Genomic DNA, 20,573 nt, shown 5'->3' with positions numbered 1-20,573 from the left:
GGCCTTACAGTGCGGCGGTATATGTCTTGCGTTTGCGCGTGAATGCAGATCGGTTGGAAGTTACCTTCCAACCACGCGTGATTAGCAGTCATCGTATCGATCCTACGCCTGGTATCAGCACTCTGCGAGGGCATTTAGCACCCAATCACCGCCTGTTTCCTGCCATGCTCCGAACAATCGCCTATCGTCGGTTCCGATGCTTGCTGGAGGTATGCGTCCCTCCGTGCCTAATGCGTCTATGATTCAGCCTGGATCTTCCATGAGGATGCAGTACTTACCAACAGGATCAGCGCCTGTATCCCCGGATATCCACCTGCAGCGCCAGGTGTGAGTTGTATGTTGAGTATCTATTTCCCCTCAGTTTCCATGGATTCAGGGGCTAACCCCGGACGATAGGAGCAAGCGCGATGATTGCGGACTGGACTGGTCAGGTAGCGCTTGTCAGCGGAGCCGGTAGTGAACGAGGCATTGGCATTGCGATTGCGAAGCGACTGGGCAGCCTGGGCGTTAAGTTGATAATCACAGGCAGCAGCGCTCGCATTCATGATCGGGTTGAGGAGTTACGTGCCGCAGGATTTGAAGCGCAAGGGCGTGCGGCGGACTTGATTGAAGAAGATCAAGTCCTTGAACTTACCACTTGGGCAGAGTCGGTATGGGGACGAATCGATATTCTTGTGAACAATGCCGGCATGGCCGCGCAGGGTCATCCCGAGCCTTTTGCCGATCTGGCGGACATGAGTGTCGATAGCTGGAATCTTTCAATTGCTCGGAATCTGACAACCGCCTTTCTGTTGACCCGTGGAATTTTGCCGGGGATGCGCAACAGACACTACGGCCGAATCGTCAATGTCAGCTCCACGACTGGCACTCGGGCAGGTCATCCAGGAGAGGCGGCTTATGCTGCGGCCAAAGCTGGGATGGTAGGTATGAACATGAGCCTGGCCCTTGAGGTCGCGCGCTATGGAATCACTGTGAACTCGGTTGCGCCGGGCTGGATCGCCACAGGGTCAAGCACTCCAGAGGAAGAGAATGCAGCGAAGTATGTCCCGGTTGGCAGGGCAGGTCGCCCGGAGGAAGTGGCTGCTGCCGTTACGTTCCTGGCGTCACCTGAGTCCAGTTACATTACCGGCGAGTTGCTGGTGATCGACGGTGGCAACTGCTTGATAGAGAACAAAGCGCCCAAGTAATCAATGCGTGCCCGCCGCGAAATTTTGCAGCGGAGGAGAGTAAGTGACTCCCTCCGTCGCAAGTCAGGCTGATTCGATCAAAACGGCAGTGGCAGTTTCGCTGTGCGCCCCCCATCCACCACGAGCACCTGCCCGGTAATGAAGGCCGATGACTCCGAGGCGAGGAAAACGACCGTCCCGCCGACATCCGCCGGCAACCCGGTACGTCCGACCGGGTGAAGACGCAGAAGTGCCTGGCCCGCCGCACGCGGATCAGCTTGAGCGGCGAGGTACGCATCACTCAACTCGGAATTGATCCACCCTGGAGCAATGGCATTGCAGCGGATGCCGTCCCGGCCGAGATCGACTGCCAAGGCTCGGGTCAGCCCATGGATACCGGCCTTGGAGGCACAGTACGCGGCATGTTCAGGGTTGGCGCCTATCCCTTCGATCGACCCGATGTTGATGATGCTGCCACCGCCTCGCTGACGCATCTGGGGCACCAACGCCTTGCACAAGAACGCTGGCGCCCGCAGATTGACAGCCATCATGCGATCCCAGTCCTGTTCGGTCATATCATCAATGGATTTCTCGAACATGAACCCTGCATTATTCACCAGGACATCGACTCCGCCGAGCTGCTCCCGGGCTATTTGCGCGATCAAACCGGGGGACTCCATCGAAGCGAGATCAGCCTCGACGAAATAGACTTGAGGGTGATTTTGCAAGTCGGCATCCAGTGCCTGGCGCTGAGCGATCAACACAGAAGCTCCCGCCTCAAGCAATTGTTCGGTGATGCCTCGGCCAATCCCTCTGCCGCCCCCGGTCACCACTACATTTTTACCTTTAAGCATCGCTACCTCTCCTTAGCCGGATACCGGCTTGGCGCCTGTGACTTCGACCGTTTCACCGGCGATGTACCTGGCCTCGTCGGACGCCAGAAATGCGATGACATCCGCAATGTCTTCAGGCTCGGCGATACGGCCTAATGGCACGCTCTTGTTCAACTCTTGCACGGCCTTGTCCGGATCCAGGCCGCGACGCTCAAAGCCGCTGCGTATCATCGGGGTATTGATTTCGTGCGGGCACACGGCGTTGACACGAATGCCCAAAGGGGCGCAATCGCGGCCCAGATTCTTGGTTAAAGCCGCGACGGCCCCTTTGCTTGTGCAATACGCCACGTGGGCGGGGCCTGGATAAATGCCCCAGACAGATGATGTGTTGACGATCGCGGCGCCGGGGCGATTTTTCATGTGCGGTATCGCGGCACGGCAGATGAAGAACACCGCATTCAGGTTTACGCCCATGGCGTCGAACCACATGTCGTCAGTGGTTTCCTCAATCGTGCCGCGGGGAATGATGCCCGCATTGTTCAGTACGATATCGATCCCCGAAAAAGTGTCGACGGCAGATTGGACAATCGCTTCGCAATATTCTTTTCGGCGCAGGTCGCCTGCCACGTAGTGCACTTCGGCGCCTAAGTCACGGACTTTGGCGGAAATTGATTTGCAACCGGTTTCGTCAAGATCAGACAAAACAAGCTTTGCACCTTCTCGGGCGAACAATAACGCTAACGCCTGTCCGACACCGCCGGCAGCGCCGGTAATGACCACCACTTTATTATTGAATTTCATCGGGCAACCTACCTGGTAAGTTTTTGGCGCAGCCATTATTCAATTTCAATGGATCGCAGCGTCCAGCAACTTTTTTACTGGGCCAAAGATAACCAGGCGTTATCAAAAATTACTGACTCGAGAATAGAATCGCGCCCAAGACAGCCCAACAGAAGTTTGTTTTCTTTGTGCGCCGCGCTTCATGTCTCTGGATGGGAATCTCCAATGATCCCAATGCGGCTAGCGCGCATTCCTGTGAAACGTGTGGAAAAGCAGGCATGCCTCAGATTGCGAAGTCAATAAAATGTACTTAGGTGTACATTCAGGGAGGCATCAGGGTACATTCGCGTTACGCATTTTTTGTAGAAGGTAAGCGCGATGTCCCAGTTAGGGAAGGCACGTGGTAAGGCCCAGGATGCAGGTTGGCGCGGCTCCCCGGAGGGTTGGCTCGAAGCTGCCTATGAAGCCTTGAAGGAGTCGGGCATCGATGCCGTTCGGGTCATGCCGCTGGCCAAGCGCCTGGGCTTGTCACGAACCAGCTTCTACTGGTTTTTTGAGGATCGTGAACAGTTGCTCGCCGCCTTGCTTTCACGCTGGCGGGAGACCAATACGGGGGGCTTGATCCGGCAAAGCGAAAGCTATGCGGAAAGCATCTCCGAGGCGATCCTGAATGTGTTCGAGTGCTGGCTCAACCCGCAACTGTTCGACTCGCAATTCGAGTTCGCAGTGCGCAGCTGGGCGCTTCAGTCAGCTGAAGTTGCTCAAGAGGTCGCTACCGTAGACGAGCAGCGCATGAATGCCCTGGCGAGCATGTTCAAGCGCTTCGGCTATGACAGCCAGGGCGCTGATGCGCGAGCCAGAACGATTTATTTGACCCAGATCGGCTACATCACCATGAACACGACTGAGTTGATCACTGTGCGCTTCCAACGCATTCCTCATTACGTGAGCATCTTCACCGGGAAAGTACCCAAGCAGCGTGAGCTGGATCGTTTTTACGGGAAATTCGGCTACGCCGAAAAAGAGCCCGGGGTTTTCGTGCCCTTGACCGATACCTTCGAGGAGACGTCTGCAGATGCTCAATGAGAAGCTAGGCATTATTGGAGGAACGGGGTGGTTGGGCGCAGCGATCGCCAAGGCAGTGCTGGCAAAGGCATTGGTGCCGACGGGCAATCTGATCATTTCCAACCGTTCGGGCAGCCATCCATTGGCACAGCAAGGCGCTTGCCTGGTGGCAGATAACCAGGACCTGGTGGATCGCAGCGACGTAGTCATCATCGCGGTTCGCCCCGAGCATTTCGCCAGCCTGAACATCAACGCGACGGGCAAAACAGTCATTTCACTGATGGCCGGGATTACAGCGCAGGCGATTGCTGCGCAGACCTCGGCTTCGGCGGTCGTGCGGGCGATGCCCAACGCGGCGGTAGAAATCGGGCAGTCTTTTACACCTTGGTATTGCTTCGCAGAGGTAGAGGCCGCGACGAAGGATCTCGTGCAGCATCTTTTCGAATGTGTGGGCACCGCTGCTGAGGTTCAGCAAGAGGATTTCATCGATTACCTCTCGGCACTCTCGGGTACCGGCCCGGCCTTTCCTGCGTTATTGATGACGGCGCTGGCCAATCAGGCGATGGTTGCCGGCATACCCACTGATATTGCGCAGCTCGCCGCTAAAAATGTCGTGGTAAATAGCAGCCAGCTATTGGCCAGCCACGATGCTCAACAGATGATCGATGCCTTGGTTGCCTACCGCGGAGTGACGGCTGCGGCTTTGCAAACGATGACGCAAGGTCATTTCGAAGAACAAATTGGCAGGGCGTTGCAAGCCGGTGCTGCCGTTGCCCGCAGAGGGCTTGAAGCCTGATAAACCGAAGCCCCTTCACAGAGGCTCCGGTAAGTGTCGTTTACTCTGCCTTGAAGCAGTAAACGGCCAGCTTGTTACCGTCCAGATCCCGAGCGTAGGCAGCATAAGCATTTTCAGCCCAGCCACGTGAGCCTGGCAGGCCTTCGCAAACGCCACCGTTTGCCAATGCAGCTGTATGGAAGGCATGGATTGCAGCGCGGTTCGGTGCTTCGAAACTGACGGTGACACCGTTGCCGACGGTGGCCGGATTTCCGTTAGCCGGTTTGAGTACGAAGAACGAAGGCTTATCGATGCCCCAGATAGATCCGGTCTCGTCGAGATCGGCAACGCGGTTCAGGCCAATCTCCTTCAAAACAACATCATAGAATGCGCGTGCTTTTTGCAGATCTTTGGTGCCGACGGTTACATGAGTAAAAACAGACATCTTTGTTTCCTTTCTGTTGGTGGTGATTGGACTGTCGACGGATCGGAGACCCATCGGATATCAGAAATGAATGACGGTGCGAATGCTTTGCCCGGTGTGCATCAACTCAAATGCCTCGTTGATCGCTTCCAGGGGCATGTTGTGGGTGATGAAGGTTTCCAGCGGGATTTCCCCGCGGCCGGCCTTCTCCACATAACCGGGAAGCTCCGTGCGGCCTTTTACGCCGCCGAAAGCGCTGCCACGCCATACGCGACCAGTGACGAGCTGGAAGGGGCGAGTGCTGATTTCCTGGCCTGCGCCGGCAACACCGATGATGATCGACTCGCCCCAACCCTTGTGACAGCACTCCAGTGCCGCTCGCATCAACTGCACATTGCCGACGCACTCGAACGAGTAATCGACGCCGCCGTCGGTGAGTTCGACGATGACGTCCTGGATAGGCTCGTCATAGTCCTTGGGGTTGATGAAGTCCGTCGCGCCCAATGACAAGGCAACATCGCGCTTGGCTGGATTGATATCGATGGCGATGATGCGACCGGCGTTGGCCATTTTTGCGCCGATGATCGCGGCGAGACCGATACCGCCCAGCCCAAAAATCGCGACGCTAGCGCCAGCCTCCACCTTGGCGGTGTTGAGTACGGCGCCAATGCCTGTAGTCACCCCGCAGCCGAGCAGGCAAACCTGATCCAGCGGAGCCTCCTTTGGAATCTTCGCCAGGGAAATTTCAGGCAGCACGGTGTATTCGGAAAAAGTCGAGCAACCCATGTAGTGGAACAGTGGCTTGCCTTCATAGGAAAAACGAGAGGTGCCGTCGGGCATCAGGCCTTTGCCCTGGGTCGCCCTGACGGCCTGGCAGAGGTTGGTCTTCCCAGAGAGGCAGAATTTGCATTGCCGGCATTCCGCGGTATAGAGCGGAATCACGTGGTCGCCGACTTGCAGCGAGGTCACGCCTTCGCCGATGGACTCGACCACACCTGCGCCTTCATGCCCCAGCACCGTGGGGAAAATACCTTCGGGATCGCTGCCCGAAAGGGTGAAGGCGTCGGTGTGACAAACGCCGGTCGCAATGATGCGAACCCGGACTTCACCGGCCTTGGGTGGCGCAACATCGATGGTGACCAACCGCAACGGTTCATTGGGCGCGAATGCGACCGCAGCCCTTGATTTCAAGGTCTGTGCTGACATGGAAGAGCCTCGTGTCGAATATGAAAAATTGCCCCTGATCCAGGATCAGGGGCATGACTTCAGATGTCCTTGACCAGCCGCAGCGCATCGTAGATGGCCGCGTGGGTATTGCGCGCCGACACCGCGTCGCCGATCCTGAATAGCTGGAAACGGCCGTCAGGGTTGGTCACGATGTTCTGGGTTTTCCCGGCGATCAGGTTGTGCTGTTCGACCGCGCCGTTGTTGCTCGAATGCGGGCGCAGCTCGAAGTACAGATCGTCCAGGGGCAGGGTGCCGTGGTTGATCACCACCTGATCGACTACGCGCTGTTTGTGCACCTGACCGTAATCGCTGCCGAAATGGGCAACCAGTTGGCCGTCGCGCTTCTCTACGGAATCGACCCGATACGTGACGGTAAAGGTGACGTTCAGGTCCTGGAGGCTACGCATGTAAGGCACCAGGTTCATCGCCATCACCTCCGGCGAAAACGACCGGTCAGGCGTGACGATCTCCAGTTTTGCACCGCTGTTGGCGATGACCTCCGCTGCTTGTAGCGCCGCATGGTCGCCCGCGTCGTCAAAGATCAGCACGTTCTGGCCGGGCTTGACGTCGCCGGAAATGATGTCCCAGGTCGACACCACCAAATCGTTGCCCTGTTTGAGCACCTCGGTATGGGGCAAGCCACCCGTGGCAACGATCACCACATCCGGCTCTTCAGCCAGCACCGTCTCGGCCTCGGCCCAGGTGTTGAAGTGGAACTTCACTCCGAGGCGTTCGCATTGCACCATGCGCCAGTCGATGATGCCGATCATCTCGCGGCGACGCTCGCTCAGAGCAGTCAATCGAATCTGCCCGCCGGGCTGGTCGGCGACTTCGAACACAGTGACGTCGTGGCCACGTTCACCGGCGACCCGCGCTGCCTCCAGACCCGCGGGGCCGGTCCCGATCACCACCACCTTGCGCTTGGTCGGCGCCTTGGGAATTTCGTGGGGCATGGTGGTTTCACGCCCGGTTGCGGCGTTGTGGATGCAATACGCGGCACCGCCCTGATAAATACGGTCCAGGCAATAGTTGGCCCCTACGCAGGGGCGAATTTCTTCTTCGCGCTTTTCGATGATCTTGCGCACGATGTGCGGATCGGTCATGTGCGCGCGGGTCATGCCGATCATGTCTACCTTGCCGGAGGCAATGGCGTGTCGGGCGGTTGCGACGTCGGGAATCTTGGCTGCGTGGAACGTCGGGAAACCCGTCGCCGCACGGATCTCGCCGGCAAAATCCAGGTGCGGAGAGTTGCGCATGCCCTGGATCGGAATCACATCGGTCAGGCCGGCATCGGTATCAATGTGCCCGCGAACGACGTTGAGGAAGTCGACCAGGCCGCTGTCCTTGAGCATGTGAGAAATCTGCATGCCGTCCTTCGCACCGAAGCCACCGGGCAGGTCTTCATCGCCGGTGTAGCGGACCCCGAGCAGGAAGTCTTCGCCGCAGCGTTGGCGGATACCGCGCAGGACGTCAAAGGTGAAGCGCAGCCGGTTTTCCAGCGAGCCGCCGTACGGGCCGTCGAGGTCGTTGGTCAATGGCGACCAGAACTGATCCATGAGGTGACCGTAAGCCTGCAACTCCAGACCATCGAGGCCCGCTGCCTTCATGCGTTCGGCGGCATCCACGTAGTCCTTGATGATTCGATCGATGTCCCAGTCTTCCATCTTTTTCGGAAAGGCCCGGTGAGACGCTTCACGGCGATGAGAAGGCGATACGACCGGCAGCCAGTCAGCCTTGTCCCAGCGCGTGCGCCTTCCCAGGTGGGTCAACTGAATCATCACCGCCGCGCCGTGTTCGTGGCATTCGTCGGTCAGATCCTTCATCCATTTGACCACCTCATCCTTATACGCCAGCACGTTGTTGAACACCGGCGGGCTATCGCGGGAAACAGCGGCGGAGCCTGCGGTCATGGTCAGCGCCACGCCGGCCTTCGCGCGTTCAACGTGATAAGCCCGGTACAGATCCTTCGGCATGCCGTCGACAGGATACGCGGGCTCATGGGAGGTGGTCATGATCCGGTTTTTGAGAGTCAGGTGCTTGATCTTATAGGGCTGCAGCAGGGGATCGCTGGACATGGTGTTGCGCTCCGGGAACAGAACATCGGGCTTGGTTTGACATAACGGTATGTCGAATGTTCATGTGTGTCAATGATTGAGACACAGGTGTACATTTTTCTTGCGCGGTGGAAAAACCAGGATTAACATCCATTCGAAACAGGGGTGATCGGGCCGGTCATCCCAGGCACCGATCCATGAATGCGAGGGGACTATGAAAGTGCTCGTTGCGGTAAAGCGCGCCATCGACCCGAATGTAAAAGTTCGGGTGAAAGCTGATGGTTCAGACGTTGAGCTCAATGGCGTAAAGATGGCCTTGAACCCTTTCTGCGAGATCGCAGTGGAAGAGGCGATTCGCCTTAAGGAGAAGGGCTTGGCGTCAGAGGTGCTGGTGGTCTGCGTAGGCACCTCTGCTGCGCAGGAGCAACTGCGCACGGCGTTGGCACTCGGCGCGGATCGGGCAGTCCTGGTCGAAACAGGCGCGCTGCTCGAGCCGCTCAACGTGGCCAAATACCTGAGCAAAGTGATCGATAACGAGAAGCCGCAACTGATCCTTTTTGGCAAACAGGCGATCGACCAGGAGAACAACCAGGTTGGGCAAATGGTTGCGCAGTTGATAGGCAGTGGTCAGGCCACCTACGCGTCAGCCATCAACTATGTCGATGAGCAATGGGTCGTCGAGCGCGAGGTCGATGGCGGTAGTCAGACTGTGGCTCTTTCAGCGCCAGCGGTTGTCACCTGCGATCTGCGCCTGAACGAACCACGTTATGCCTCGTTGCCGAACATCATGAAAGCCAAGAAGAAACCGCTTGAGGTGATTGCCGCTGACACCTTGGGCGCGAGCGTGAAGGCGCACGCTCGATTGTTAGGGGTGGCACCACCTCCGGTGCGCAAAGCAGGTATCAAAGTCGGTTCGGTATCTGAACTGGTGGAAAAACTGAGAAACGTTTCGGGGGTGATTTGATGCGCACGTTGGTTATCGCCGAGCATTCGGCCGGTCAACTTACCGCCGGTACCTTGAGTGCCATTACCGCCGCCATGGAGCTGGGTGCTGAAACGGATTTGCTTGTGATCGGTGGGCCAGAGGCGTCAGCCGTTGCGGAACAAGCCGCGCTTACCAAGGGCCTGCATCGGGTGCTGCTCGCGCAGGATGCGATGTTCGAAAAGACGTTGGCTGAACATATCCAACCACTGATTACGTCACTGGTAGCTAACGGTTATACCCACGTACTCGCCGATGCGAGCAGCATGGGCCGTAATGTGCTGCCGCGGGTAGCGGCCAGCCTGGATGTCGGCATGCTTTCGGATGTCACAAAGGTTGAGTCGGCAGACACTTTCCAACGACCTGTTTATGCCGGCAATGCGATCGCCACCGTTCAGTCACTTGATCCGATCAAGTTGCTCACCCTCCGTGCCTCGGCTTTTGCCCAAGCCTCCTCACATCAGAATCCCTGCGATGTCGTGGCGGTTAATGGAGGGCAAAGCGCAGGCAACATTCGCTTTGTAAGCGACCAGTTGACCGTTAGCGAAAGGCCAGACCTGTCGAGCGCTCGCGTCGTCGTTTCCGGCGGTCGTGGAATGCAGAGCAAAGAAAATTTTGCGTTGATCGAGCGTGTCGCAGACAAGCTCGGTGGTGCCGTAGGTGCATCGCGCGCCGCAGTGGATTCCGGTTTTGCTCCCAACGATCTGCAGGTCGGGCAGACGGGCAAGATCGTGGCGCCGGATCTGTATATCGCCGCTGGCATCAGCGGCGCCATTCAACACTTGGCGGGTATGAGTGGCTCAAAGGTCATCGTCGCGATCAACCAGGACGCTGAGGCGCCGATCGCACACGTTGCAGATTACATGCTGGTTGCGGATTTGTTTGAGGCATTGCCGGCGCTCGAAAAAGCATTGTGAGTGAGCTGATCATTCCATTACAGAACGATATGAGAAATACAGTACGCGGAGATGCACATGATTACGTTATCCAGTAAAACTTGTATCGGCTGGCTTGCAGGTTTGGTTATGGCATCCTGCAGCCTGATTGCTCAAGCCGAGGAACCCGCGCCTATCCGTATCGGTTGGGTGAATTGGTCGGATACGGAAATCGCTGTAAAGCTGGCAGACACGGCACTGCGAGACCACCTGAAGCAACCGGTTAAATTGGTGCTGGCCGATATCGGTATTCAGTTCCAGGCGCTGGCTAACGGTAATATCGACCTGATTCCGATGGTTTGGCTGCCGAGCACTCACAAGTCCTTTTATGACAAATACCGCGACAAGCTCGAAGACTTGGGTGTGCTGTATGAAGGTCGGATTGGCATGGCGGTGCCTACTTCCATTCCTGCCAGTGAAGTCGCCAGTGTCGAAGACCTTAACAAACCAGAGGTAAGGGAAAAGCTCGGCGGCAAGATCCTGACTTCCGAAGTGGGTAATGGTCAGTACAAACTTACGGAAAAGGCCATCAAAGAATATCGTCTCGATGGCTATAAGATGGTCGCTTCTTCAGAATCCGGAATGTTGAGCGAGTTGGACCGTAATCTGAAGCGTGACAAGTGGTCTTTGATCAACGCATGGAGCCCGCATTGGATGTTCTCCAAGTGGTCACTGCGTTATCTGGATGATCCGAAGCAAATTTTCGGTGGCGCTGAGCAAATCCACGCGGTTGCACGCAAAGGCTTTAGCGCGGAGCACCCCGATGTTGCCCGATTCTTCGCCAACTTCAAAATTCCTAAAGCTGACCTTGAGAAATTGATGGCTACTGCGCGTGATAGTTCGGCAGACCAGGTGGTTGCAGAATACTACGCAGCCAACAAGCCCCGCTTTGCAGCCATGTTTGACGGCACAACCGCTGCAACAACGGCGGGCCAGTAACGACTTCCGCTTTCCTGTAACTATTTTGCGGTTTGGTGTCCTTGACAGTGAGTGAAGGGGGCGGTTGCATCGAATGGGTGAAATATGTCGGTGACAACGCTAGGTATAAAGTTGGATGGGGAAACTCGTGCCCTGTTGTCTTTTGAATCTGAATAGTGTTGCGCAGTGAGGTTGAAGAGGGCTTCGCCGTCTTTCTGAATCCGCTGCCTAAATTTAATTTTTAGAAGGAGATCCTTCGTGACAGCGTTATCTGATATTCGCTTGGCTAGCAAGCAAACAGATTTTACTGAAATTCCAATCATTGATGTGTCGCCACTTACCAGCGGTAATAATCCACTGCAGGTGGCAAGCCAAATAGGTGATGCCTGCGAAAAAGTGGGTTTTTTCTATATTAAAAATCATGGCGTTGAGCAGCAGTTGATAGATGATATGTACGCGCTTTCCAAGGAGTTTTTTAAACTTCCATATGAGGAGAAAAACGAACTTAATGTCGTAAACTCCGGGCTGACGCTACGCGGCTATATACCGATGTATGCGGAAAACGTAGACCCTGCTAACACCCGCGACTTTAAAGAGTGCTTTGATTACGGAGCTCATTACGATGAGGTTTCTCCATTTTTTGGCCCTAATCAAATGCCTTCCGCACTGCCACAATTCGAGACGGTTGCCGACGCTTATCATTGCGCTGTATTGGCGCTCGCGAGAACGCTCATCGGCGGGATCGCGCTGAGTTTAGGTTTGCCACAAGATTACTTTGAACGTCTTCAGCGTAAGCCCATCACTATTCAGCGAATTTTGCGTTACCCGCCCCAGATTGGTAGGGTTTCCCAAGAGGAGATTGGTATTGGGGCTCACACGGACTACGGTTTCTTGACTGTCCTGTCCCAAGATGCAGTTGGCGGTTTGCAAGTCAGGAATCGTGCAGGGGAGTGGGTTACCGCACCACCGGTTGAAGGCACGTTCATCGTCAATATTGGTGACTTAGTTCAAACCCTAACCAATGATCGCTACACATCGACAATGCATCGCGTCATAAATACTAGCGGCCTGGAACGTTATTCCATACCGTTCTTTATTGATTTGGATTTCGATGCGGTTGTTGAGCCGGTGTCAACCTGCGTGAGTGAGACTTTGCCTGCGAAGTATGAAGCGTACACGTGTGGCAAACACAAATTTAAGCGATTTGTTGATAGCTATGCGCACCTGAAAGAAATCGAGAAGGCATGATCGTTCTTCTGGCTACGCAGATGCTAATTGGAAGTCAAAGTCGCCAGCCTGCGAACGAATGCCCCACCGGAACCACAAGAAACGCCTTGGCGTGTCTTGTGGTTTTTTTCAAGCGATGTCTACCGATGTAACAGGCTCCCGCGAGATTGCGCGTGCAGCCAGGAAGGCAAGAACAGCCGCCACTCCCAGCAACGCGGCGCTCAACTCGAGGGTCGCTCGATAGCCGCTCGAGTCAAACGCGATGCCGGTGCGCCGACGAGGGTCAAAGCCATCGATTGGCTGGAGTTGAATTACACCTCGGCCCTTCGCGTTGACGACCTTGCCGCCCGGGTGCAGATGAGCACGCCGACCTTCCACCACCATCTCCGCCAGCTCACCGCGATGAGCCCGTTGCAGTACCAGAAATGGCTACGGCTAAACGAGGCGAGGCGTTTAATGCTCAACGAGCATCAGGATGTATCCAGCGCGGCTTTCAAGGTCGGCCATGAAAGTCCATCGCAGTTCAGCCGCGAATACAGCCGTCTGTTTGGAATACCGCCCAAACGAGATATTGCGGTGTTGCGAGGGGCAGGGTAGCGACATACATAGGTCATTCAAAAATTGGCCGTTGGCAACCCTTTCAAAGACTCTCAGGGTCTCCAAAGAACATCTGAATCCGCGACCGCAACCAGCGCTCCCCCGGATCGTTATCCTGCGACCCGCGCCAGGCCATGTGCAACTCGAAACTGCGCACCGGCAACGGCGGATCTTCGGCCCGCACACCGCCGGCGGCAGTCAGTGCATCGGCCGTGTAGTCCGGCACCGTAGCCACGATGTCGGTGCCCGAGAGCAGGGTGCTCAACCCGTTGAACTGCGGCACGGCCAGCACCACATGACGTTTGCGCCCGAGCTTTTCCAGTTCTTCATCTATAAAACCGCTGAGGTCGCCGGCGAACGACACCAGTGCATGGGGGCGAGCGCAGTAATCATCCAGGCTCAACGGCCCTGGCACGGTGTCGGCGCGCAACAGCTTCGGCTGGCTGCGGCGCAGTACTTTACGCTTGGCGTTGGCCGGCAGGTCGGTGGTGTAACTGACACCGATGGATATCTCACCGGATGCCAGCAACCCCGGCATCAGGATGTAGTTGACCCTGCGCACCACCAGCACAATCCCCGGCGATTCGGCACGCAGGCGCTTGAGCAGCATTGGCAGCAAGGCGAACTCGACGTCGTCCGAAAGGCCGATGCGGAACACGGCGGTACTTGTGGCAGGATCGAACTCGGCCGCACGGCTGACGGCGGTGGAAATCGAATCCAGTGCCGGCGAGAGCAGGGCGAAGATCTCTACCGCCCTGGCGGACGGCTCCATGCTGCGGCCGGTACGCACAAACAATGGGTCATCGAACAAGCCGCGCAGGCGCGAGAGCGCTGCACTGATGGCTGGCTGGCCGAGGAACAGTTTTTCCGCAGCACGGGTCACGCTTCGCTCGTGCATCAATGTTTCGAAAACGATCAACAGGTTCAGGTCGACACGACGCAGGTCATTACGATTCATCTGGAGTCCTGGCAGGGTCAGCAAACTTGACGTGGGCAGCCATATGAGAACAATGGCCAGCAGGAATATTACGGGGAAAGGCTGGTACTCTGCACCGGGTAATTCAGATTTCCTGCAAAGGCGGCTCCAGTTTCCTACGACATTTCACGATATTGTCGCCGCCGCGGAATCAATGACAGGCATGTCGACTATTAATAGCCACAGATAGTGTTGGGTTGAAAGCCCAGCTAGAGTTCAAGGCATTAGAGGTTCAATTGGCGAGGTTTGCGATGTCCCGCACGATCCGTTTTCACAAGTTTGGTCCAGCCGAGGTGCTCAAATGCGAAGAGCATGCGGCGGCTCTGCCTGCACCGGGCGAAGTGCAGGTGCGCGTCGAAGCGATCGGCATCAGCTGGTATGACATTCTTTGGCGCCAGAACCTGGCCTCGTCCCACGCTCGTCTGCCTTCAGGCCTTGGTCATGAAATGGCCGGTATCGTCACCGCCGTCGGCGATGGCGTGGAAGACCTGGCCGTCGGTGACAAGGTTGCCAGTTTCCCGGCCGAAAGCCCGAACGATTACCCGGTCTACGGCGAGCAGATCGTTCTGCCGCGCTCGGCACTGACCCGCTACCCGGATGTGCTCAGCCCGATTGAAGCCAGCGTGCACTACACGCCGTTGTTGATTGCCTATTTCGCTTATGCGGATCTGGCACGGGTCAAACCCGGGCAGTTTGCCCTGGTGACCGACGCCAGTCATTGCGCCGGACCTTCGTTCGTACAACTGGGCAAGGCCCTGGGTGTTCGAGTGATCGCCGCGACCAAGTCAGCAGAGGAACGTGAGTATCTGCTGTCACTGGGTGCCGAGAAAGTCATCGTCACCGAGGAAGAAGATCTGCTGATACGAATCAACAAGATCACCGATAACCGCGGCGTGGATGTGGTATTCGATGGTTTGGGCGGTCCGCAGATGTCGTTGCTTGGCGATGTGTTGGCGCCTCGCGGCAGCCTGGTGCTGTACGGCCTGCAAGGCGGCAACCAGACGCCTTTCCCGGCCTGCGCAGCGTTCCAGAAGAACATTCAGTTCTTCGTACACTGCATCGGCAACTTCACTGGCAAGCCGGAACTGGGCATCACCCAGGACCAGGTCGCACTGCAACGTGCCTTGCGCGACATCAATCAGCTGACCGCCGACCGCGTTCTGCTGCCGCTCAAGACTCGGGTCTTCCCGTTTGCCGAGTTTGTCGAAGCACACCGCTACATGGACGAATGCCCGTGTCGCGAAAGGGTCGCGCTGCAGGTCGATCCGGCATAACAACCGCCGCAATAGCCCACCCAAGAGTCCGTGCCCACGCGGACTCTTTCGTTTCAGTCCCCCCGAAATCCTTCGATCCGCAGGCCGGTCCAGCAACTGAACTGGTTTTTGCTCGTAATCTGTAGCTTCTAATCAGCCACTAAGCCCTGATAATTGAATGATTACTTTCATCTCAAGGAATGAGTCATGGCTGGGTGTCAGGCTGAAACTTTTCAATGTGCGCCGTCGGTGCACCTCTCCAAACTAGAGTGTTGTTGTGTAGTTGCCAAAAAGACAGCGACAACTTCCTTCTTTATTTCTTGTATTAAATGTCTGTGGGACATTGTCGGAAGTTTCCTAGGACTGCGATTCAAGTCGAGCAAACCCTTGCCAGTCGGGCGCTACAGCTTCGCCTGCGTCGTTAAACCGAGGGGGCGCTACGAACGTTTCAAATGATCACCAGAAAATTCAAGTGCTAGCATTTGGCAATAAAGTCCATGACTCCATTCGCGCAGACAGTGCAACGGGATTTGCTGTCTGCGCGATGTTGAACTTACGAGTATCAGGTAAATAAAGATGACCAGCATCCATGACCAAGCGATGAACCATGTCTATCAACAAGTGCTGCAGCGATTGCTGGGTTTTTTCTCCCGTGCCGAACGCACTGCTTTGCAATTGTTGATTCAGCGTCTGACGGTAGCGGCGGGGGGCATGGAGCGCATTGGCGATTACAAGGTGTTGGCGATCCAGTCCGGGGGCCGTGACAACTGCTACACCCTGGCGCTGTTGCGTGCTGCGCAGTTGACCATTGCCACTCGGTCGCCAGCGACATTCCAGTTGCGCATCGCCTCGTTACGGTTGAACGGGGCAAGCGGCGCGGCGGTGGAAAACATGCACCGGACCAACAGCGCATTGTTTGTCTATGACGATCCCCGGGTCGAGGTGTTGATGGTCGATGATCGGGAAGTCTTGCCGTTCAACCACCTGGCGCCGATCTCCGACGCCGGTCGCGAGTCCAGTCGCCTGAACCTGCTGCTGATCGGCCATCGTCGGGAGTGGCGTGGCGGGTTGGACCTGTGGGATGACGGTTATCTGGCCACGGGAGAGTTCTACGGGCAAATCGCCCGCTGGGACGGTGGTGTCGACGCGTTGCTCATCAGTGACACGCCGCGTCAACAGAAGCAGTTCATCGACGGTTTGAAGCGTGCCGCCACCAAGGCAGGGCTCAAGCCTTCGCCCAGGGGTGAGGTCGATTATGCGGGGCTGTTCGCATTGCTCGATGAACTGGGCAGCGACTGTTATCACGCGTTCTACGCGGATTACAGCCAGGCCCGGTGGCGTCCACAAGAGCGCTTCGAGACCTGTCGTCGTACGGCCTGCATCGACATCCACGACCTGCTGGTCAGCAACCTGGAAGAACGCTGGCCATTGCTGACTGAGTTTCTCCGGTTCCAGCCTGACGAACTGTCTGCGCAGATCAGCGACAACGAATTCGTCAGCCCGTCGATCTCGGCGCACGTCAGGGGGTTGCAAGCGTGCTACGTGCATGGCCGCAATTACGAGTTCGGCATTACGCAATACCTGCAACGCGCCTTGGTGATGATGCGCCGCAAGCGCTTGCCCGAGCGTTTGTGCGAGCAGGCCATCGAGGTCTTCGGTAACCCGGCGACACTGACCGAGCAGCGCGCCCGAGCAGCGGCCGAAGCGCAAAAGAACCTGGGCCTGAGCGAAGCACAGCTGGTGTGCCTGCTTTTTTCACCTTTCACCGAAAAAGGTGCGGGGCTCGAGCATTTCCTGCGTCAGTGCCATCCGGGCATGCTGGTGGCCATGCCCGAGCTGCACAAGGCCATGCAGGGGCACCCGGTCGGCGAGCAGATCATGCAGTGGATGATTGATGTCAGCGGATTGCCCGTCAGCCTGATTGGCCAGCTTTACCGCATGGAGTGGACACCCGCAGGCGCTGGCGGGGTGGCAGAAGCAATCATTCAAAGGGCCGCGTCGCAAAATACGCTGGGCGATCCTGATGCCGACAGTACGTGGGTGGATGAATGGTCAGCGGGCCACTGAACGTGGGCGGGTTTTCAGCCAGTGCGGTTGGCCTTCGCCCATGAAAGGTCCACGAGAAACGGATTTCGCCTATCAGGCGGTTTATCGATACCTGGTCAGCCTGATCAACGAATCTGAAGGGGATTCGCCCATCCGCCTGCCGTCGCTGCGGCATCTGGCGGAGCGTCTCAATGTGTCGATCTCGACCATTCAGTACGCCTATTCGCTGCTGGAGAAAGAAGGGCGCGTCTATTCGGTGGCCAAGTCCGGTTACTACGCATTGCCAGTTTCCTCGATCAACCTGCAAGACAGCGGCAGCGATCTGCTGGAAGCCGTCTACGTCAATGCCAGGCGCCCGGGGATGCTGGTCTTGAGCGCCGATGAACCGGCGTTGCTGCAGCCGCTGGACAGTCCTTTGTTGCTGCTGGAGCGAGAGTTGCTGCGCCAGTATCCCCGCCAGCCGCAGTCGCCTTCGCAACCCTGCGGCGAGCTCGAATTGCGCACCGCCCTGGCTGCGCGCTACACCACGTCTCCAATGCGTTACTGGCACGCCGATGATGTCTACATCGGCGCAGACCTTCGCGGTGTACTGGAAATCCTGATCGCCGTGCTGGGCTTGAAAGATGCCACCGTGGTGGTCGAATCGCCGTGCGACTGGACGATCCTGCGTTTGTTTCAAGCCGCCTGCGTGCGGGTGATTGAACTGCCCGTGCAGGCCGATGGCTGCCTGGATCCGGAACGGCTCAACATGCTGCTGGATACCGAACCGGTCAGGCTGGTGATGCTTTCATCGGCCCTGAATATGCCCCGCGGCAGCCTGGCGCCTGACGAAAACAGGCAGGCCATTGCCCGGCTTTTGTCCGCGCATGACAGCTGGGTGCTGGAAAACGACTGTTATGGCGAACTCGGATTCGACCTTGGCGGCGTGCGCTTTCGCGACTTGCTGGACCCTGAACGGCTGATGGTGTTTTCCACGTTCGAGAAAGTCATCGGGCCTGAAGCGCCCTATGGTTACCTGCTTTCAAGGCATTTGAGCGTTGAGCTGCAACGGCACTTTCTGCTGCGTTCGTTCCGTCTCTCGCCGATTCGCCAGAAAGCCATCGCCCGTTTGTACAGTAGCGGTCGCATCGATCAGCATCTGCTGGTGCTGCGACGGCTACTCAAGGAGCGCAAGAGTCAAATGACCCAGTTGTTGCAGGAGCGATTGGGTGATGCCTTGCATTTCGTCGAGCCGCAAGGCGGTGCGACGATCTGGGTGCGCTCGTTGCGTCGGGTCAACGTACGTCGTGTGTTCCAGCGCCTGCTGGTGCATCAAGTGGTCATCGCGCCGGGGGAACTGTTCAGCCTCCACGGTCTGCACGGGCAGCATTTGCGCTTGAGTCATACGTTCGGCGGCGATCACAACCTGGCGGCCGCACTGGGACTGCTGGGGGATGCGCTGCGCCTGGAATCAATCGAGTGAGCGAGACAAAAAATAACAACCTGCGCTGTGTTGGATCGATCCCATCGCCTTGCGGTCCAACTGCCAGTAAACTGCGCCCCAATTCCTGAACCACTCTATTCCAGAGGTTTTGCATGACACTCAGTCCTTTTGCGGGTAAACCGGCACCGGCAGCATTGTTGGTCGACATCCCGCGACTGGTAACGGCCTATTACACCGGCCAGCCGGATGCCGCGATTTCGACCCAGCGCGTTGCCTTCGGCACGTCCGGGCATCGGGGCAGCTCGTTCGACTTGAGTTTCAACGAATGGCACGTGCTGGCGATCAGCCAGGCGATCTGCCTGTATCGCGAAGCTCAAGGCATCGATGGTCCGCTGTTTGTCGGCATCGACACCCACGCGCTGTCCACACCGGCCGGCGCCAGCGCCCTCGAAGTGCTGGCGGCCAACGGCGTGACCGTGATGATCGCCGAAGGTGACGAGTACACGCCGACGCCGGCCATTTCCCATGCGATTCTCTGCTACAACCGTGGTCGCACCACCGGCCTGGCGGATGGCATTGTCATCACGCCGTCCCACAACCCGCCACAAAGCGGTGGCTACAAGTACAACCCAACCAACGGTGGTCCGGCCGATACCCACATCACCAAGTGGATCGAAGCCAAGGCCAACGAGCTGCTGGCCAACAAGCTCGCTGGCGTCAAGCGCATCAGCTACGAGCAGGCACTGAAGGCCAGCACCACCCATCGTCACGATTACCTCAACACCTATGTCGCCGACCTGATCAAGGTGATCGACTTCGACGCCATCCGCGATGCCAAGCTGCGCCTGGGCGTCGATCCGCTGGGTGGAGCGGGGGTGCACTACTGGTCGGCGATTGCCGAGCATTACCGTCTGGACCTGGAAGTGGTGAACAAAGAGGTCGACCCGACCTTCCGTTTCATGACCGTCGACTGGGACGGCCAGATCCGCATGGACCCATCGTCCAGCCACGCCATGCAAGGCCTGATCGGCCTGAAAGAACGCTTTGACGTGGCATTTGCCTGCGATCCGGACCACGACCGCCATGGCATCGTCACGCCGTCCGGTGGTTTGCTGGCGCCGAACAACTACCTCGCCGTTGCCATCGACTACCTGTTCCAGAACCGTCCGCAATGGCGCGCCGATGCGGCCGTGGGTAAAACCGTGGTCAGCAGTGGCTTGATCGACCGCGTGGCCAAGCGCCTGGGTCGCCGCCTGTACGAAGTGCCGGTTGGCTTCAAATGGTTTGCCGACGGCCTGTTCGATGGATCCCTCGGTTTCGGCGGTGAAGAAAGCGCCGGTGCCTCGTTCCTGCGCAAGGACGGCAGCGTCTGGAGCACCGACAAGGACGGTTTGATTCCGGCCCTGCTGGCCGCCGAGATGACGGCCCGGACCGGTCGCGACCCGAGCCAGGCGTATCGTGCCTTGACCGACGAACTGGGTGAGCCGTTCTCGGTACGGGTCGATGCCAAGGCCAATCCGGAGCAGAAAGCGCTGTTGAGCAAGCTGTCGCCGCAACAGGTCACCTCGACCCAATTGGCCGGCGAGCCGATCCAGAGCATCCTCAGCCACGCACCGGGCAATGACCAGGCCATTGGCGGTCTCAAGGTCATGACCGAGAACGGCTGGTTCGCGGCGCGTCCGTCGGGCACGGAAGACATCTACAAGATCTACGCCGAAAGCTTTGTCAGCGACGACCACCTCAAGCAACTGGTGGCCGAGGCGCAAACGCTGGTGGATGGTGCTATTTCCTTGTAGGAGCGAGCCTGCTCGCGATGGTCGTCAACGATAACGCTGGCAGCCTGACACCCCGCGGTGTTCTCGGGTTTTTCGCGAGCAGGCTCGCTCCTACAT

The 20,573-nt window shown here is 57.5% G+C and carries 17 protein-coding genes and 2 pseudogenes; 12 read left to right on the top strand and 7 right to left on the bottom strand.

Features of this window, described 5'->3' with window-relative positions; genetic code table 11:
- The first annotated feature begins 407 nt into the window (after positions 1-407).
- On the top strand, positions 408-1,187 hold the full coding sequence (locus AC1DXW_RS16290) for an SDR family NAD(P)-dependent oxidoreductase (protein ID WP_477760203.1): 780 nt from the start codon (positions 408-410) through the stop codon (positions 1,185-1,187).
- Positions 1,188-1,264: 77 nt separating this feature from the next.
- Here AC1DXW_RS16290 and AC1DXW_RS16285 read toward each other — a convergent pair whose 3' ends face one another.
- Together AC1DXW_RS16285 and AC1DXW_RS16280 are read right to left on the bottom strand one after the other, a co-directional pair.
- Entirely contained in the window at positions 1,265-2,020 is a 756-nt protein-coding gene (locus AC1DXW_RS16285; RefSeq protein ID WP_477760202.1) for an SDR family NAD(P)-dependent oxidoreductase, read from the bottom strand.
- A gap of 12 nt (positions 2,021-2,032) precedes the next feature.
- Positions 2,033-2,800, bottom strand: coding sequence for an SDR family NAD(P)-dependent oxidoreductase (locus tag AC1DXW_RS16280; RefSeq protein ID WP_477755219.1), 768 nt, complete (start codon positions 2,798-2,800; stop codon positions 2,033-2,035).
- Positions 2,801-3,157: 357 nt separating this feature from the next.
- Between AC1DXW_RS16280 and AC1DXW_RS16275 the strand changes: the two genes are divergently transcribed.
- Both AC1DXW_RS16275 and AC1DXW_RS16270 read left to right on the top strand, forming a co-directional pair.
- Positions 3,158-3,865, top strand: a complete 708-nt coding sequence (locus AC1DXW_RS16275) for a TetR/AcrR family transcriptional regulator (protein ID WP_108217575.1) — start codon at positions 3,158-3,160, stop codon at positions 3,863-3,865.
- Positions 3,855-4,640 (top strand): pyrroline-5-carboxylate reductase family protein, encoded by a 786-nt coding sequence (locus tag AC1DXW_RS16270; RefSeq protein WP_477755220.1) that lies wholly within the window; start codon positions 3,855-3,857, stop codon positions 4,638-4,640. Before AC1DXW_RS16275 ends, AC1DXW_RS16270 begins: the two co-directional genes overlap by 11 nt.
- A 40-nt stretch (positions 4,641-4,680) precedes the next feature.
- Here AC1DXW_RS16270 and AC1DXW_RS16265 read toward each other — a convergent pair whose 3' ends face one another.
- The 3 genes from AC1DXW_RS16265 to AC1DXW_RS16255 are packed head-to-tail and all read right to left on the bottom strand — an operon-like array spanning position 4,681 to position 8,345.
- Complete coding sequence (locus AC1DXW_RS16265) at positions 4,681-5,064, bottom strand: VOC family protein (RefSeq protein ID WP_477755221.1); 384 nt, start codon at positions 5,062-5,064, stop codon at positions 4,681-4,683.
- Positions 5,065-5,124: 60 nt separating this feature from the next.
- Positions 5,125-6,249: an S-(hydroxymethyl)glutathione dehydrogenase/class III alcohol dehydrogenase gene (locus tag AC1DXW_RS16260; RefSeq protein ID WP_477755222.1), complete on the bottom strand. Its 1,125-nt coding sequence runs from the start codon at positions 6,247-6,249 to the stop codon at positions 5,125-5,127.
- A gap of 59 nt (positions 6,250-6,308) precedes the next feature.
- Entirely contained in the window at positions 6,309-8,345 is a 2,037-nt protein-coding gene (locus tag AC1DXW_RS16255; RefSeq protein WP_477755223.1) for an oxidoreductase, read from the bottom strand.
- Positions 8,346-8,538: 193 nt separating this feature from the next.
- Between AC1DXW_RS16255 and AC1DXW_RS16250 the strand changes: the two genes are divergently transcribed.
- The 4 genes from AC1DXW_RS16250 (at position 8,539) to AC1DXW_RS16235 (ending at position 12,407) form a co-directional block, all read left to right on the top strand.
- Entirely contained in the window at positions 8,539-9,288 is a 750-nt protein-coding gene (locus AC1DXW_RS16250) for an electron transfer flavoprotein subunit beta/FixA family protein (RefSeq protein WP_477755224.1), read from the top strand.
- Entirely contained in the window at positions 9,288-10,223 is a 936-nt protein-coding gene (locus AC1DXW_RS16245; protein ID WP_477755225.1) for an electron transfer flavoprotein subunit alpha/FixB family protein, read from the top strand. Before AC1DXW_RS16250 ends, AC1DXW_RS16245 begins: the two co-directional genes overlap by 1 nt.
- 57 nt (positions 10,224-10,280) lie before the next feature.
- A complete protein-coding gene (locus tag AC1DXW_RS16240) occupies positions 10,281-11,180 on the top strand; it encodes a glycine betaine ABC transporter substrate-binding protein (RefSeq protein ID WP_477755226.1) in 900 nt (299 codons plus the stop codon).
- Positions 11,181-11,417: 237 nt separating this feature from the next.
- Entirely contained in the window at positions 11,418-12,407 is a 990-nt protein-coding gene (locus AC1DXW_RS16235; protein WP_477755227.1) for an isopenicillin N synthase family dioxygenase, read from the top strand.
- Between the two features lie 108 nt (positions 12,408-12,515).
- Here the strand turns inward: AC1DXW_RS16235 and AC1DXW_RS16230 are convergent.
- Positions 12,516-12,653: pseudogene (locus AC1DXW_RS16230) on the bottom strand (MFS transporter); the annotation flags it as partial.
- 18 nt (positions 12,654-12,671) lie between these two features.
- Here AC1DXW_RS16230 and AC1DXW_RS16225 point away from each other — a divergent pair.
- Positions 12,672-12,983, top strand: a pseudogene (locus AC1DXW_RS16225) (helix-turn-helix domain-containing protein); the annotation flags it as partial.
- A 43-nt stretch (positions 12,984-13,026) separates the two neighbouring features.
- On the opposite strand, the gene AC1DXW_RS16220 reads toward AC1DXW_RS16225, so the two are convergent.
- Positions 13,027-13,941, bottom strand: a complete 915-nt coding sequence (locus AC1DXW_RS16220) for a LysR family transcriptional regulator (RefSeq protein ID WP_477755868.1) — start codon at positions 13,939-13,941, stop codon at positions 13,027-13,029.
- A gap of 269 nt (positions 13,942-14,210) precedes the next feature.
- Between AC1DXW_RS16220 and AC1DXW_RS16215 the strand changes: the two genes are divergently transcribed.
- The 4 genes from AC1DXW_RS16215 to pgm all read left to right on the top strand — a co-directional run bounded on the left by AC1DXW_RS16215 (position 14,211) and on the right by pgm (position 20,477).
- Positions 14,211-15,233 carry a zinc-dependent alcohol dehydrogenase family protein gene (locus AC1DXW_RS16215; RefSeq protein ID WP_477755869.1) on the top strand — a complete coding sequence of 341 codons (1,023 nt, stop codon included), beginning with the start codon at positions 14,211-14,213 and terminating at the stop codon, positions 15,231-15,233.
- A gap of 555 nt (positions 15,234-15,788) precedes the next feature.
- Positions 15,789-17,279: a hypothetical protein gene (locus tag AC1DXW_RS16210; RefSeq protein ID WP_477760201.1), complete on the top strand. Its 1,491-nt coding sequence runs from the start codon at positions 15,789-15,791 to the stop codon at positions 17,277-17,279.
- 40 nt (positions 17,280-17,319) lie between these two features.
- Positions 17,320-18,720, top strand: a complete 1,401-nt coding sequence (locus AC1DXW_RS16205; RefSeq protein WP_477755871.1) for an aminotransferase-like domain-containing protein — start codon at positions 17,320-17,322, stop codon at positions 18,718-18,720.
- Positions 18,721-18,833: 113 nt separating this feature from the next.
- Positions 18,834-20,477, top strand: a complete 1,644-nt coding sequence (pgm, locus tag AC1DXW_RS16200) for a phosphoglucomutase (alpha-D-glucose-1,6-bisphosphate-dependent) (protein WP_477760200.1) — start codon at positions 18,834-18,836, stop codon at positions 20,475-20,477.
- Positions 20,478-20,573: the final 96 nt, after the last annotated feature.

The organism is Pseudomonas sp. P4_C4 (assembly GCF_056402055.1).
Note: the sequence above shows the minus strand (reverse complement) of the source record. Positions and strands in the feature narration are given on the sequence as shown.